The following is a 15805-nucleotide window of genomic DNA, read 5'->3' as shown; positions in this document are numbered from 1 at the left end:
AGGATGAGAGAACAGGGAACGCGCGCGCCGGCTGGCGTCGTACCGTGGCTGGCGCTCCAGCAGCTGCTTGATTCGGCGCTGCCGGTCGGCGGCTTCTCGCACTCGTTCGGCCTGGAGACGCTCGTGCAGGAGGGGCGGGTCGCGACGAGCGCGCAGCTCGAAGCGTACGCGCTGGCGATGCTGCGGCAAGCATGGGCGACGTCGGATGCGATGGTGATCAAGGCGGTCTACCGCGATGTGCCGGCGGGCGAGTGGGACCGGTTGTTCGCGCTCGAGCGGCTCGTGCACGTGCAGCGGGTGGCTGCCGAATCGCGGTCTGGGATCGAGAAAATGGGGCGGAGGCTGCTGCAACTGCTCGGGAACATCTACCCGCAGCTAAATCTGCGTCCGCTTGCCGAAGCGGTCCGCGAGAAGCGCGCGCTTGCGACGCATCCGCTCGTCTTCGGTCTAGCGTGCCGGGAGCTCGGCATTCCGGAGGATCGGGCGGCGGAAGGCTACTTATATACGTGCATCGTCACGTGCGTCAATAGCGCGCTGCGGCTCATGGCGATCGGTCAGACGGAGGGGCAAGCGCTCATCGCCAGGTTGACGCCGGCGGCGGCCGAAGCGTGGGACGACGCGAGGGAGATGGAGCCGGAGGACGCGTACGCGAACATGCCGCTCGCGGATATCGCGATGATCCGGCACGAGACGCTGTATTCAAGGTTGTTCATGTCATAGGTTCATCATAGGTTCGGATTATCAATCGGGAGGGATCGTTATGTGCCAAGGACAAGGACATACGCATGTGGAATGGGAGAAACCGATCGTCGCGGAGAAGCGTCCGATCCGCATCGGGATCGGCGGGCCGGTCGGCTCCGGCAAGACCGCGCTCGTCGAGAAGCTGGCGGCGGCGCTGAAGGATCAATATAACTTGGCCGTCATCACGAATGATATCTATACGAAGGAAGACGCGCGCATTCTGGCCGCGACCGGCGTGCTGCCGGAGGAGCGCATCATCGGTGTCGAGACGGGCGGCTGCCCGCATACGGCGATCCGCGAAGACGCGTCGATGAATTTCGAGGCGGTGGATGAGCTGACGAGCCGGTTCGAAGGACTCGACATGATATTCATCGAGAGCGGCGGGGACAATCTGGCGGCGGCGTTCAGCCCGGAGCTGGTGGATCGCTTCATCTATATAATCGACGTGGCGCAAGGGGAGAAAATCCCGCGCAAGGGCGGCCCGGGCATTATGCGCTCCGATCTGCTCATCGTCAACAAGATCGACCTGGCACCGCACGTCGGCGCAAGCCTGGAAGTGATGGAGGCGGATACGAAGCGGATGCGCGGCGATCGTCCGTACGTGTTCTCCAACCTGCACGGGGGCATCGGCACCGATCGGATCGTCGCTTGGCTGACGCACGAGCTGGCGCATGCGCAAGGCGTCGCGCATAGCCACGATCATGTCCACGGCCACTCGCATAGCCATGCGCATCCCCACGATCACGCCTAATACGGAAGGCGCGGCACATCGCGTGTCGCGCCTTCGCGCATCGTTCGGCAGCTATGGCGGTCACACCAGGGTGGACGCCAAGTACCACGACGCGCCGATCAAAATCGCCAAGTCGTTCCCGCTCGGAGGGCCGCTCGCCGTCATTGTGATGGACGTGTCGCCGGGCCTGCTCGAGGGCGACCGGTACGAGATGGATTGGACGATCGGGGAGAACGCGCACGTCTACATCACGAACCAGTCGTACACGAAGGTGCATCCGAGCGGCGAGCTGGGCAGCGAGCTGCTGCAGCGGTACGCGTTGGCGCCGGGGGCGGTCGCCGAGTCGATGCCGGAGCCGGTGATGCTCTATAAGGACGCGTCGCTGTTGATGGAGACCGAGGTAGAACTGGCGCCGAGCGCGCTATGGATGGGCGCCGAGGTGCTGTGCCCGGGGCGGACGCTTCGCGGCGAGCTGTTCCATTACCGGCTGTACCGGAATCGAATGCGGGTGAGACTGGGCGGCGAGCTCATCTTCGCGCAAAATCAGCGGATCGACCCATCGCGTCAGATGCTGGGTGCGCCGGGCTGCTTCGGCGATCTGACGCATACGGGAACATTATACGCGTTCTCGGACGCGATCGGCGCGGGGCAGATGGAGACGATTCGCGGGGCGTTGGACGCTTGGCCCGTACGGGAGGGGCAACGCTGGACGGCGGGCGTGTCGCTCACGCACAAGCACGGGCTCGCGGTGCTGGCTGCCGGCACTTCGGCCTGGGTGCTGGAGGAGTTGCTCGGCGAAGCGCGCCGGGCGCTGCGGGAAGCGGTGCCGGGGCTGGCGCCGCTGACGTTTCGTAAGTAGGCAATCGAAAGCCGGGCTGTCTCCGAGAGCGGATCCGCGACGATCGAAAATTATAACGGTTTAACTCGAGGTTGTGAATCGACGGTTGCTCCATGCTGCCCCTCGAATGGGCAGTCCGCGATCAGCGGCCAATAGAGAAGCTCGATTGAAGCGGGTGCGTCTTGGCCTGAAGGCGAGAGTTCACCAAACCGTACCACGGCGGCCTCGCTGTACGCTTTACTTTACCCCGTCATTCCTCTAAAGTTAAGGGGAAGAATGAAGGTGCGGCAAGGAGTGGGCAGGGCGCGATGACCGATAATGGGCACGAGGAATGGATGGACCTGGATCAGGCCTTTATTCAGCTTCGCAGGCGGATGGACGCCGAATGGACGAGGATGAACGCTTTCGGGCTGAATCCGATGCAAGCCCGCATCTTGGTGCGGTTGACCGAAGAGGGGGCGTTGAAAGCATCCGTGCTGGCGGAGAAGCTGTTCATCACCCCCGGCGCGGTAACGGGCATCGCGGACAAGTTGATCGAGCTGGGGCTCTTGGAGCGGGAACGCGCGCAGGACGACCGACGCGTCGTCTTCCTGTCCGTGACAGAAGAGGGCAGGTCGATCGTCAAGACGCTGAAGGAGAAGCGCATGGTGATCACGAACAAAATGTTCTCCGGCTTGTCCGCGGTCGACATCCAGGAGCTGACGCGCCTGCTGAACCGAATCAGTCAAAATATCGACGAGGCCAACGCGGGACGCCGCGAGGAGGCCGAATAAACGAAGAGCCAGATAAGGGGCGCGGATCGCGTTCCTTCATCTGGCTCTTCGCTCGTTTGGCTCGCTAGCCGGGTTAGAACGAACCTCGCTACTCGACCGTTAGAGGGACCGCCCGGCATAAGCCGCGGCCGGTCCCTGTCTCTTGATTGGAATGCGCTCCGCGTACTGCATGCTCGGCGGCGTGGATATGACTATTCGTCGCTGTTGTTCGGTTTGCTGTTGCCCGACTTGGAGTCGCGGGACGTCGTGTTTTGCTTGCCGTGTCCTTGCTGCTTGGCCATGTGGAACCCTCCCTTCGTACGCGCATGGGATATAGTGTTAATCGGCGCGGGCGGTCTTATGAGAGGGAGAGAGTGGAAAAAAGCGCAAAAAAGCCTTGTTCCCCGCGGCGGAGGAACAAGGCTTCGCGCATCGCGCGGTCCGGGCTGATCAACGCGCGGGTTGCTGCGCGCGTGAGGGCCGGATCAAGACAAAAGGCTTCGCAAATGGGACTGATGCCATTTGGAAACCGGGACGAGCTTGGATTCCGAATTGCGGTCGAAGCGCGCCATGCCGTCTTCTACCGCGATGACTTTACGGACGTTTACGTAGCAGTTGGCGTTGGCCTTGACGAATATGCCGCTGGCAATGTAACTGTTCAGTTGTTCGGACGGCACGCTTTTCTTTATATTGTAGTTCCGTCCGTGGAAACTGACGAGCCCCAGCCGGCTCACCTTGAAGTATAGGATGTCGGTATCGATCTCGAAGTTCTCGTACACGTTGCGGTCCTCTCTCGCTACATTCATCAACATGCGCCCCCTAAACGATGAATTTGTTAGCGCTTTCATGATAGCACGAATCACGCCGGAAAGAAACGGGTTGACAAAAAAATGTTCATTAAAAGGGCTAAAATTCAACGATTGGCACGAACAAATAGTTGGACACTGCAACCATTTGGGTTCCATCGCTGCTCGATTGCGGATCAATAGCGGATCAACAATAGCGGCAAGCGGAGAGAATGCCCCTGCCCGGATGAACCTATCCAGGGGGCAATGCTGTCAGGTTAAGGAAAAACGTCCGATGAAGCAAACTAGGGACTATTGTTGACAGGCTTAAGTCATAGGACGAACTTCAAAACCTACTGAAGCTTTGTCCGTGAGGACAAAAGCGTGCCCCGCTGAAGCCCAATCGCCGACCGCGAACAAACATGCCAGCACGAAATAGGGAGTCCTTAGCGTTTTCAAAGGAAAACGCACTTCGGAAGCATACGCTTGGGCAAAGTCCTTTGGAGCCTCCTCGGCGGAGGAGGTGGGAGGAGGGAGCAACAAAAGTGGGGTCAACGGGCGTAGCCCTTCTTAATCTGACAGCATTGCAGCGGAGGGGGAAGGGGGAGGGCAATTCGAATGCGCGTCGGTCGCCATGCCGAATACTTGCCTGGAACATTAATGATTTTGCAAACTATCTTAAGGCTCGTTGTCGGAAGGTTAACATTATCGCGAATGATAGTTGGTGGTGAGCGGACTAGCCGCCCGTCGATTTCGTTAAAAAGCGCGAAGCAGCGCGATTCTAGCGGAGTATTACAATATTTAGCCCCTTGCAAACGCAAACATTCTCAAAAAAATGTGTTGATTTAACTGTATGTTATAAATATAATAAAAACATGAATCATTAACCAACATATTAACTTTTATTGAGAAGGTGAAAGCAGGCATGACCAATATTTCGGCAGCACGCGAAATCTCCAATCCGCTTATCGAGCAGCGCGCGGATCCTTGGATTTACCGCCACACCGACGGCTTCTATTATTTCACGGCTTCCGTGCCGGAGTACGACCGCATCGAAGTCAGACGTTCCGAGACGCTCGCGGGACTTCCGCAAGCGGAGCCCGTCGTCGCTTGGCGCAAGTATGAGACCGGCATGATGAGCGCGAATATTTGGGCGCCGGAGATTCATTTCGCGGACGGCAAGTGGTACATCTACTTCGCGGCAGCGCGCACGGTTGAGACCAACGACGGCTTGTTCGATCACCGTATGTTCGTGCTTGAGAACGCTTCCGCCAACCCGCTCGAAGGCGAGTGGGTGGAGAAGGGCCAGCTTCGCACGAAATGGGAATCGTTCGCCCTGGATGCCACCTCGTTCGAACATAACGGCGTACGCTACCTGGTGTGGGCGCAGAAGGATCCCGAGATTAAAGGCAACTCCAATCTGTACATCGCGCCGATGACGAGCCCTTGGGAGATCGACATCGACCGTCAGGCGATGATCACGACGCCGGAATACGATTGGGAGCGCATCGGCTTCCTTGTTAATGAAGGAGCGGCGGTGCTCAAGCGTAATGGTAAGATTTTCATTACCTATTCGGCCAGCGCTACCGATTATAATTACTGCATGGGCATTATCTGGGCTGCGGAAACATCGGACCTCCTCGATCCGACCTCGTGGATCAAATCGGAGACGCCGGTATTCGGCACGGACGAGGCGAACGGACAATACGGACCGGGGCACAACAGCTTCACCGTAACCGAGGACGGACGCGACGTGATCGTGTATCATGCGCGCAATTATAAGGAAATTACGGGCGATCCGCTCTATGATCCGAACCGTCATACGCGCGTGCAACTGTTCGGTTGGAACGAAAGCGGCATGCCGGACTTCGGCCGGCCGGTTCCGGACGGGAAGACGTCTCTTTAACCTTAAAGTTATAGTTAATGTTTTTATGAAACTCAGTAATATCAAGGTGTGAGTAGAAGTTCATGGCGAAATTTGAAAGATAATGTTGACTTTGAAAGCGCTCTATACTAATATTACTAACATAAAAGCAAAGACGTTAACAAAATAACTAATTTGATCGAAATAAGGAATGGCGTGCATGAGCAAGAAGCACCCGTTTTCTTATAGCCCAAGGCCGGCGAACGAACCGCACGACTGAATGAATACGGTTTCAACTGAATGCGCGGACATCCCAATCGGAGGCGCGCGAGCAATCATGATATAAATAATGGAGGGGTTCAACGTGGCAAAAAAGAAAGGTCTTCTGTCTGTAGCAGCACTCTCGATGGCTACCGTGCTTGTACTGAGCGGTTGCGGCGGCAATAATGAGAGCGGTAACAACGGCGCAACCGGCGCGAACGCCGGCAACACTGGCGCAAGCAACAGCGGTAACGGCGGCAAAGTCGAAACGAAAGAATTGTCGTTCATGTTCCGTGGCGGCACGGACGAGCAGAAAGCCTACACGAAGGTTATCGAGAAATTCGAAGCCGACCACCCGGGCGTGAAAGTCAAAATCACGGTAACGGCTGCCGATCAATATGCCACGAAGCTGAAAGCGGCGATCACGGGCAAAAAAGTGCCGGACGTCTTCTACTTTAACTACGGCGACCTTCGCGCTTACGTGAACAGCGGCGTCCTGGCCGACATCACGGAGCAAATCGAAGGCAACTCCAATATCGATATCGCGAACATTTGGGAAAAAGGCGTGAACCTGTACCGTTACGACGGCAACGTGGTCGGCCAAGGCCAGCTGTACGGCTTGCCGAAAGACCTAGGCCCATTCGCGCTCGGCTACAACAAAACGATGTTCGAGAAAGCGGGCGTGCCGCTGCCGGACAAAGACAAGCCGTACACGTGGGACGAGTTCATCGAAGTGAACAAGCAGCTGACGAAGGACAACAACGGCGACGGCAAACCGGACCAGTACGGCACGGGCTTTAACGTCAACTGGTCGCTGCAGTCGTTCGTATGGAGCAACGGCGCGGACTGGCTCAGCGAAGACGGCACTAAAGTCACGATCGACGATCCGAAGTTCGTAGAAGCGCTGCAATACTTCGCCGACATGCAGAATGTGCACAAAATCACGCCGTCGATCGAAGACGCGCAAACGCTGGACACGTACCAACGTTGGATGAAAGGCGAGCTGGCGTTCTTCCCTGTAGGTCCTTGGGATATGCCGACTTACGAGAAGCTGCCATTCGACTATGACCTGATCCCTTACCCAGCTGGTTCCACAGGTAAATCGGCAACTTGGGTCGGTTCCCTGGGCATCGGCGTATCGTCCAAAACGAAACACCCGCAAGAAGCGGCCGAGCTGGTTGCTTACCTGACAGGCTCCCAAGAAGGCATGCAAATGCTGGTTGACGCGAAAGTTCAAATTCCGAACCTGAAGGACATGGCGGCAACTTGGGCGGCGGACACGGCGACGAAGCCGGCGAACAAGCAAGAGTTCATGGATATCGTCAACGACTACGGCCGTTCCCTGCCAGGCGAGCGCACGTACAACGCTGAGTGGTACAACCTGTTCTTCACTGATATCCAACCTGTTCTCGACGGCAAAGTAACGGCGGCCGACTACGTCAAAGCCGAACAGCCGAAGATGCAGAAGCTGCTTGACAAAGCACTCGAGCAAGAAGCGAAATCCAAGCAATAATCCAACCTAAATAAAGAAATAGTCAAGACGTTCCGGCGATGACGACAAGCGGCCGCCTTTCTCGAAGGCAAGCGCAGCGCGTCATCGCCGAGTACGTCCGCACTCAGGGGTGACTTATGGAGACGAAGTCCAATCTGTACCGCAAAGAAAAATATTACGGTCTGCTCTTTATCCTTCCGCCTGTGCTTGGATTCATTATCTTCGGCTTGTATCCGACCCTCTATTCCGTCTATAGCTCGTTCACCGACATGGACGGCTTGGGACAGATGAATTTTATCGGTCTGGATAATTATAAGGAACTGTGGAGCGACGAGTTGTTCCACAAATCGATGTTCAATACGGTCTTCATGATGATCGGCATTCCGATCGGACTTATTCTGGCGCTGCTGCTCGCGCTCGGCCTCAACCGGGGGATCTGGGGCACGACTGCATTCCGCGTCATTTATTACATCCCCGTCATTTCTTCGCTCGCCGCGATCTCGATTCTGTGGCAATGGGCATATAACGGCGACTATGGTTTGGTAAACCAGTTCCTGGATCTCTTCGGCATCGAAGGCCCGAACTGGCTTGCCGATAAAAATACGGTCAAACCGGCCATTATGCTGATGGCGATCTGGAAAGGGCTCGGCTACACGATGCTGCTGTATTTGGCGGCGATCCAGAGCGTGCCGAAGGATTACTACGAAGCGGCCGATCTCGACGGCGCCAACGGTTGGCAGGCGTTCTGGAACATCACGTGGCCGATGGTGAAGCCGGTTACGTTCTTCCTCGTCGTCACGAACATCATCGGCGGCTCGCAGATCTTCACCGAGATCAACATCATGACGTCCACGGGCGGTCCGGAGTTCAGCTCGGCATCCGTCGTGTTCTACATCTGGCAGAAGGCGTTCGGCAACTTGCAAATGGGCTATGCGTCCGCGATGTCCGTCGTGCTCGGCTTGTTCATCTTCATCGTCACGCTGATTCAATTCAGACTCGACAAATCGAACCAAAACGACTAGAAAGGAGCGAACTGACCTATGCGTACACGCAGCAAACTAATCGGGGACGGCATCATATTCGTCCTCCTCGCCATCGGCGCGATTGTCATGATCGCTCCGTTAATCTGGATGGTCTCGACGTCGGTGAAAGACAAAATGGCGGTGTTCGCGCTGCCGCCGAAATGGATCCCGGACCCGTTCATCTGGGGCAAATATTCGGAGATTTGGACCGCGGGGCCGCTTCTCTCCGGTATTCAGAACAGCGTCATCATCGCCGTGTCCGTCACGGTGGTGGGCACGTTCACCTCGTCGCTCGCGGCCTTTGCGTTCGCGAAGCTGAAGGTGCCGTATAAGGACGTCATCTTCCTTATCCTGCTCTCGTCGCTCATGATTCCGTATCCGTCCATCATGATTCCGCAGTTCGTCATGTTTTCGGAGCTGGGTTGGACCGACTCGCTGAAGCCGCTCATCATCCCGGGGCTGTTCGGCAACATCGTGATGATCTTCTTCCTGCGCCAGTACCTGTCTAGCGTGCCCAACGCGATCATCGAAGCGGCCAAAATCGACGGCAGCTCGTACTTCGGCATCTATGGCCGGGTTATCTTCCCGCTCATTAAGCCGGCGATCGCGGCGCAGTTCATTCTGTGGTTCATGGGCATCTGGAACGATTACCTGGCGCCGATCATCTACTTGAACTCGCCGGAGAAGCAGACGCTTCAGTTGGTTATCGCGAGCTTCAACGCGATGTACGCGATCCAGACGGACTACCCGCTCATCATGGCCGCTTCGGTCATCGCGCTCCTGCCGATGCTGATCGTCTTCATCGTGTTCCAGAAGCAGATCATCGAATCGGTCGCGATCTCGGGCGTCAAAGGGTAACAAGCGGGGAGCGTCTGCCTTCGTGCGGCTGTTCCGCGGCTCTATCAACGGTGGTATCAAGGACCTTTGCTTGCGCATTCGGCGCGGGCGAAGGTCTTTTTTGTTGTAAAGGGATAGAAGTAAAGCGTGTCCGCGAAAGCGGACGAAAGCGAAGGTTACTGTGATGCCCCTGGCGGCCTATTGTTGACAGGCTTAAGTCTTAGGACGGACTTAATCACCCACTGAAGCTTTGTCCGTCAGGACAAAAGCGTGCCAGTTCGAAGCAACCCGCCGACCCCGAACAAGCGAACCAGCATGAAAATGGGAGTCCAGAGGGCGAAGTCCTTTGGTTCCCCTCGGCGGAGGGGGAAGGGGGAGGGAGAAAGTATCGCGAGAATGTACAATCGGCGGATGGAAAATAGACAAAAAGTTCGGGTTACGCGGCCGCGGCGTTTCTGGTAAGGTGAAGGAAAACGATGGCATGCCCGTATGGGCGGAAGAGGAGATGAGGAAAATGGCAGCGCTTGCGGCGAACGACGTCATTTTGTTTCAAGGGGACAGCATTACCGATTGCGGACGGAATTACCATGAAGCGCTGAATCTAGGAGTCGGCTATCCGTACTTCATCGCGGCCGAGCTGGGGCGCCGTTATCCGGAACTGAACCTGACGTTCCACAACCGGGGCATCAGCGGCAACCGGGTGGTTGATCTGGAGCGGCGGTGGGAGGAGGATTGCCTGGCGCTGAACCCGACGGTGGTCTCGATCTACATCGGCATTAACGACACGTGGCGGCGCTACGATAATAACGACCCGACGAGCGCGGAGCAATATTACGCGGGGTATCGGCGGTTGATCACGAGCACGCTGGACCGGCTGGACGCGAAACTGGTGCTCGTCGAGCCGTTCGTGCTGCCCGTGCCGGAGGACCGGAAGGGCTGGCGCGAAGATCTCGATCCGAAAATCGCGGCCGTCCGCGAGCTGGCGCAGGAGTTCAAGGCGGCCTACGTGCCGCTCGACGGGCTGTTCGCGCAGGCGAGCATGAAGACGGGGCCGGCGTATTGGGCGGGCGACGGCGTTCATCCATCCGCGGCGGGCCACTCGCTGATCGCGAAGGCGTGGCTGGAGGCGGTCGGGGTTCGCGCGCGGTAGCGTCGGAGCATCTTAGGAAGCCGGGGACGAAGGCGCTCGCCGGGAACGGTGCTGGCCATTGGAGCGCGGGGACGCGAGTTGCTTCCCTTGCCGTCGGGACGGTACAATGAAGATTCGAAGCACGATCACGAGAACGGCGGCAGCTAAGGAGAGACGAACATGTTAGATAGCAAGTGGCAACAAGGCATCATCACGTCGGCAGAGGAGCTGCAGGAGATCGTGGGCCAGCCGCATGACGCGGTGGTGAGCAAAACGGTCGGCGTCCTCGACGATGGGATCGAGCGATATCTCGAGATGTCGCCGATCTTCTTCCTGGCTTCGGCGGGGGCAAGCGGCCGCGCGGACGTCTCGCCGCGCGGTGACGAGACGGGCTTCGTCAAGGTGCTGGACGAGCGGCATCTGATCTTCCCGGATCGGATGGGCAACCGGCGGATCGATTCGCTGCTCAACATCGCGGACAATCCGCAGGTGGGCATGATTTTCCTCATACCGGGTCTGAACGAGGTGCTGCGTATCAACGGCCGCGCGTACGTCACGCGGAGCGAAGAACTGATCGCGGCGCAGCAGTGGAAGGGAAAGACGACGGGCATGGCCGTCATCGTCGAGGTCGAAGAGGCGTTCGTTCACTGTCCGCGCGCGCTGAAGCAATCCGGAATCTGGAGCGGCGAGACGTGGCCTGACAAGGAGACGCTGCCTTCGACGCTGGAGATGTTCAAGGCGCATCTGAAGATTAGCGGGTACGAGTTGAAGGAGTAGGGGACGAAAGACGCGGCTGGATGTAATTCGGCTGCGTCTTTTTTCTCGTTCTTAAACCTACTAGAATAGGTCTTATCAGGAGGTGTTGGAGAATGGACTTCATATGCAGAGTCGAGCTTGAGGAGACAAGCCCGCCGATCTGGCGCGACTTCCGGTTCCGCGCGGACATGACGTTCCAGCAGTTGAACCGGATTGTGCAGGCGGTCATGGGGTGGGAAAACGAACATCACTATCTGTTCTTGGTGGATGGGAAGATGATCGAGCTTCCTCGATTGGGCGGACAAAATAATTGGAATGCCCGCAAGGAGAAGGTGAGCAGCCATGTCAAGCAGGAGGGCGACAGCTTCCTGTATGTCTATGATTTCGGCGACGATTGGAAGCACCGCATTACGGTGCGGATCATCGAGGAGTCGCCGCAGGAGCCGACGTATCCCGTATGCTTGGGCGGCGAGAGAAGCTGTCCGCCCGAGAATGCGGGCGGAGTGGCGGGTTATGATGAGAAACTGGCCGTCTTGTCGGACAAGACGCATCCGGATTATGCGGATATCGTCCGGTGGATGCCGAAGGACTTCGGCGCGGAAGCATTCGATTTGGACGAGGTGAACGAGCTGCTGGCCGAAGAAGGGCGACATTTCGTGCCGAAGCGCGAGCCTGCCGTCCCGGCGGCGGACAAACCGGACAAGCCGGCGAAGCTGACGAAATCGCAGCTGAACAAGCATTTGAAGCAGCTGGATGCCGAACAGCTCCGGGAGCTCGTGAAGCGCTGCTTCGAGACGAGCAAAGAGGCGGAGCGTATGCTGACGCTGGAGGTACTCGGCGAGTCGGCGGCGCAGGCGCTGCTCGCAGATCATAAGAAGAAGATCAGGCAGGAGTTTCTCCCGGGTCGCGGCCAGCCGAAGCTGAGGATCGCGGAAGCGAAGAAAGCCATTGCCGAGTACGAGAAGTTGACGGGAGACGCCAAGGGGGTGACCGAGCTGATGCTGATCTACGTTGAGTCGGCCGTCGAGTTCGCCGTCATGTCCGGCTACGACGAATATCGGCTGCTGAGTAGCTTGATCTCGGTGTACGGGGATATTATCGGACGCATGAACGAGGAAGAAACGGAAGATTGGCTCGTCGAATTCGAAGAGCGCGTGCGCAAAATCGCCGCGAATGCCGAGGAAGTCGGCTGGGATTTCTCGGCATGCATCATCGATCTGTATCACCAATTGGACCAATAGTAGACGCTGAAAAGGGCGAGTATTGAATCGGCCATAGATAGCGAGCGCGCCTACCGATGTCGGAGGCGCGCTCGCTTCTTTACGTTTATTTAGATGAAAGGATGCGATAAAGGGCTAGCGTTGAAAATTATGCCTGCGTACCGAGAATGCGTCTGGCCACGTATGCCAAGTCCTCGAGTCCGATGCGGCCGTCGGCATTGAAGTCGTATGCCTTGATGTCGTTCCAATTCGCGTCCGTGCTTGCTGCGCCGTAGCCTTGCGCGACGAGGGCGAGGTCGCCAATGGAGAATTTGCCGTCGTTGTTCGTGTCGCCGGCGGTCGGTTTGTTGACGCTGTCCTTGAAGCTCTGCACGGCAAGTTGAAGATCGGCTGCCGCTTTGGCGATGTCGGCGTCGGTCGCCTCCGCGTTGTCCGCGGTTTGCTTCGCATTATCGATCGCCGTCTGCAGAGCTGCTCGGGAGCCTGCCGGATACTGGCCGATCGCGCCGCCTTCGACCGCGTTCTGATGTAAGACGGAGGCGTCTTGGATCAATTTCAGCAGGGCGGCGTTGTCGCTGGCCGCGCCGATGGTTAGCGCATGCGAGCCGGACGATGGGATCGTCTTCTCGGTGCCCGATGCGTCGGCGAGAACGATACGGGATGCGGACAATGCCGTCGTGCCCGATGCGGCACCGGCTTTCACCTTGAAGCGAATCTGCAGCAGATGGCCTTGCAGCTCCGATGCAGGCGGGATTGCGGCGGCGATAATACGGAGCTTCCCGTCCTTGTCCTCGGCGTCGACCACTTGGAACCCCGGCTTCAGCTGGTCGGCGGCTTCGAAGCCCAGGAATTGCAGCTTATCGGCGGCGTAGTCGATCGTCAGATCCTGCGCGACCGAGCCGGATGCGGCGTCGCCGCGGATGCCGTACGTCAAAGCGATGGTTTGGCCGGCTACGGCTTTGGCCTGGCCTTCCAGGTATGCGCCTGTCTGTGCGGCGCCATTTTTGGCGGCTTCGAGCACGGCGCGCCCTTGGGCGAGTTCGCTGGCGGCTTGCTTCGCTTCGTCCTCGCCCGCCGTGCGGGACATCATCGTGATGTCGGCCTTGTCGAGCGCGACGCCGAATGCCGTCATGGCCGAAGCGGGATATTGGCCCGGCGCGTCGCCGATCTTGGACGCGTCCGCCGCGAGCGCGCGTCCTGCCGCGATGCCGTCATGCAGCGTGTTGAAGGAAGGCGCGTTCAGCCGTTTGGCCAGCTGATCGTAGCTGTACTTGACCTGCTCCTGCGTGAGCGCCTTGCTATACAGCCGGGCGACGCTGACCGAACCGTCCAGCACGTAGTTGCCCTTCAGGTTCGCTTCCGGATCGGCGCCGATCGCGAACGGGATGTCCGGCTGCTTGATCGCGCCGGTGACGCCCTGCGTTTTCACCTTCACGCCGTTATGGTAGAGCGTCACGGCCGAACCGTCGTACGTGCCGACGAGGTGATGAACGACGCCGGTCTCGAGCGGGATGCCGATGCGGGTATAGTTGCCGCCCGCGTGGAGCCACAGCTCCATGTTGCCGTCGTCCGTCGATTCGAAAGAAAGGCCGCCGCTTTGCGTGTTGCCGAAGACCGCGTGGTCCCGGATGGAATTGAGCTTGAACAACGCTTCAATGGACGCGGATTGCGTCACGGATTTGATGGATGCGCTCGGCTGGATGGCGAAGAACTCGTTGCTCTTGCCCTTCAACCAAGCGGCCGGCTTCTTGAACGCCGGATCGTAGGCGATGCCGACGTCGCCCTGCGGCGTCGCGTCGTTGCCTTTGCCGGAGACGTCCTTCGCGGTACCGTCCATGAAGTCGATGTCGATGACATCCGCGACCGGCGGGGTGAACGGCGCTTTGGCCCCGGTCGTCACCTTCGCCGTCAGCGTCTTGTCGCTGCGGTTGCCGAACGAGTCGATCGCCGTCACCGATGCGGTATACGCGGTGTCCCCGGTCAGGCCGCCGATGTCGAAGGCGAGCTTCGCCGGTACCGGATCGAGATAGAAGTCCGAGAAGGCGAGGACGGACGTCGCTTTTTGACCCGTCTTATCGTTCGTGACGTTAATCTCATAGCTGTGCACGTTCAGGTTGTCCGTCGCCTGATCGAATTCGATGCGGAACCTCGTCTCGGTTACGCTGCCGCCCACGACGGTTGCTTTGGCGCTAGCCGGGAAGGCTGGCTTGACGGTATCCCGGTTGTCGGTGTATTTGAACTTGGCTTTCACGGCCGGGTAGTCGATGACCCAATCCTCGCCGGTCCAGGCGTTCGCGTGGAAATCGCGGCGTTTCACGAGCACCTTGTCGTCTTGCACCTCCACGATGTAGCCCTGCGTAATATCGTCGGTCGGATGGTTGCCCTGCACCTTGCCCGGCTCGAGCTCGGGATAGCGGATCGCCGCCGTGCCAAGCGAGGTGAAGTCGCGCTGATGCGCCGTCCGCGGATCGTCGAGCACGTAGTGGGAGTGGCCGGAGAACGTGATCGCCTGCGGATATTTGGCCAACGTGCCGTACAGCTTCGCGGCGTTCTGGGTGTGGCCCCACAGGTCGCTGCCGTAGACGGTGTTGCTAATGTGCTGGTGGAAGAAGACGAAGATCGGCTTGTCCGGCGAGGCGTTCTCGGCCAGCTTGGCGTCCAGCCACTCGATCTGCGCGTCGGAGAGCGTGCCGTTCGTGGCCCGGTCCTCGCTGCCGATGACGATGAAATGATAGCCGTTCAGCCATCGGTCATAGTAGAGGCCATCCATGCCGGTCTTGGACTTGAACAGCGACTGCGCGGCCTGCGGCGTCGCGGAGCCGTAGTAGTCGTGGTTGCCGATCGCGAACAGATGCTGGGCGTTCGGCTGCTTCAAGCCGTTATAGATCGACATCAGCTCATCATATTGCGCCGACGTGCCGTTGTCCGTCAGATCGCCGACGCTGACGAGGGCGTCATAGCCGGGCGCGATGGCGTTAATCTGCTCCATCGTCGCTTTGAATTTGGACGAAGCCCGGGCGCTGCCGTTGATGTGAATGTCGCTGATGACCGGGAAGACGAGGTTATTGCCGTCCGCGCGCGGGACCGTTTCGTAGGGGGAGGCGGCTGTTGCTGCGGCGGTCGTAGAAGCGGTTTGGTTTGCGGCGGCATTAGCTGGATTGGCTGCGTTTGCGTTCGCGGGTGCGGCCGCCGCCGTACCGGCCAGGAGGCCTTGGGCCAACAAGGCGACGGATAAGGCGCCGGCGAGCAGATTGCGTGTGGACGTGCGATGAGGCATGGGGATCGATCAACTCCGTTTCTTTGATTTCTACGAATAGATATACGGTTGCCATAACTTGGCTGCTTTTACTCGCGCGTGCGGCACCTTTGGGACAAGCT

At 58.5% G+C, this 15805-nt stretch carries 13 protein-coding genes; 11 read left to right on the top strand and 2 right to left on the bottom strand.

The genetic code is table 11. The features are described 5' to 3' along the window. The first annotated feature begins 3 nt into the window (after window positions 1-3). From BCM02_RS24590 to BCM02_RS24575, 4 genes are all read left to right on the top strand, one after another. Entirely contained in the window at window positions 4-720 is a 717-nt protein-coding gene (locus BCM02_RS24590) for an urease accessory protein UreF (RefSeq protein WP_148931780.1), read from the top strand. Window positions 721-760: 40 nt separating this feature from the next. Then, window positions 761-1492: an urease accessory protein UreG gene (gene ureG / locus BCM02_RS24585; protein ID WP_148931779.1), complete on the top strand. Its 732-nt coding sequence runs from the start codon at window positions 761-763 to the stop codon at window positions 1490-1492. Continuing rightward, complete coding sequence (locus BCM02_RS24580) at window positions 1413-2330, top strand: urease accessory protein UreD (protein WP_246183540.1); 918 nt, start codon at window positions 1413-1415, stop codon at window positions 2328-2330. The genes ureG and BCM02_RS24580 overlap by 80 nt, the downstream gene beginning before the upstream one ends. A 287-nt stretch (window positions 2331-2617) precedes the next feature. Beyond that, window positions 2618-3082 (top strand): MarR family winged helix-turn-helix transcriptional regulator, encoded by a 465-nt coding sequence (locus BCM02_RS24575; RefSeq protein ID WP_148931778.1) that lies wholly within the window; start codon window positions 2618-2620, stop codon window positions 3080-3082. A 464-nt stretch (window positions 3083-3546) separates the two neighbouring features. Here BCM02_RS24575 and BCM02_RS24570 read toward each other — a convergent pair whose 3' ends face one another. Then, the gene (locus BCM02_RS24570) at window positions 3547-3867 is read right to left on the bottom strand and encodes a hypothetical protein (RefSeq protein ID WP_148931777.1); all 321 of its coding nucleotides are present in this window, start codon (window positions 3865-3867) and stop codon (window positions 3547-3549) included. 904 nt (window positions 3868-4771) lie between these two features. Between BCM02_RS24570 and BCM02_RS24565 the strand changes: the two genes are divergently transcribed. From BCM02_RS24565 to BCM02_RS24535, 7 genes are all read left to right on the top strand, one after another. Continuing rightward, complete coding sequence (locus BCM02_RS24565) at window positions 4772-5752, top strand: glycoside hydrolase family 43 protein (RefSeq protein WP_187434397.1); 981 nt, start codon at window positions 4772-4774, stop codon at window positions 5750-5752. A gap of 322 nt (window positions 5753-6074) precedes the next feature. Next, window positions 6075-7484 (top strand): ABC transporter substrate-binding protein, encoded by a 1410-nt coding sequence (locus tag BCM02_RS24560; RefSeq protein ID WP_246183539.1) that lies wholly within the window; start codon window positions 6075-6077, stop codon window positions 7482-7484. Between the two features lie 116 nt (window positions 7485-7600). Continuing rightward, a complete protein-coding gene (locus tag BCM02_RS24555) occupies window positions 7601-8485 on the top strand; it encodes a carbohydrate ABC transporter permease (RefSeq protein ID WP_148931776.1) in 885 nt (294 codons plus the stop codon). Window positions 8486-8503: 18 nt separating this feature from the next. Beyond that, entirely contained in the window at window positions 8504-9343 is an 840-nt protein-coding gene (locus BCM02_RS24550; protein WP_148931775.1) for a carbohydrate ABC transporter permease, read from the top strand. Between the two features lie 493 nt (window positions 9344-9836). Beyond that, window positions 9837-10472 carry an SGNH/GDSL hydrolase family protein gene (locus BCM02_RS24545; protein WP_148931774.1) on the top strand — a complete coding sequence of 212 codons (636 nt, stop codon included), beginning with the start codon at window positions 9837-9839 and terminating at the stop codon, window positions 10470-10472. A gap of 159 nt (window positions 10473-10631) precedes the next feature. Then, window positions 10632-11228, top strand: coding sequence for an MSMEG_1061 family FMN-dependent PPOX-type flavoprotein (locus BCM02_RS24540; RefSeq protein WP_148931773.1), 597 nt, complete (start codon window positions 10632-10634; stop codon window positions 11226-11228). Between the two features lie 92 nt (window positions 11229-11320). Next, entirely contained in the window at window positions 11321-12448 is a 1128-nt protein-coding gene (locus tag BCM02_RS24535; protein WP_148931772.1) for a DUF6155 family protein, read from the top strand. Window positions 12449-12575: 127 nt separating this feature from the next. On the opposite strand, the gene BCM02_RS24530 is transcribed toward BCM02_RS24535, so the two are convergent. Beyond that, a complete protein-coding gene (locus BCM02_RS24530) occupies window positions 12576-15704 on the bottom strand; it encodes a LamG-like jellyroll fold domain-containing protein (RefSeq protein ID WP_148931771.1) in 3129 nt (1042 codons plus the stop codon). Window positions 15705-15805: the final 101 nt, after the last annotated feature.

The sequence above is a fragment of the Paenibacillus methanolicus genome (assembly GCF_008124765.1).
Lineage (GTDB): Bacteria > Bacillota > Bacilli > Paenibacillales > Paenibacillaceae > Paenibacillus_Z > Paenibacillus_Z methanolicus.
Note: the sequence above shows the minus strand (reverse complement) of the source record. Positions and strands in the feature narration are given on the sequence as shown.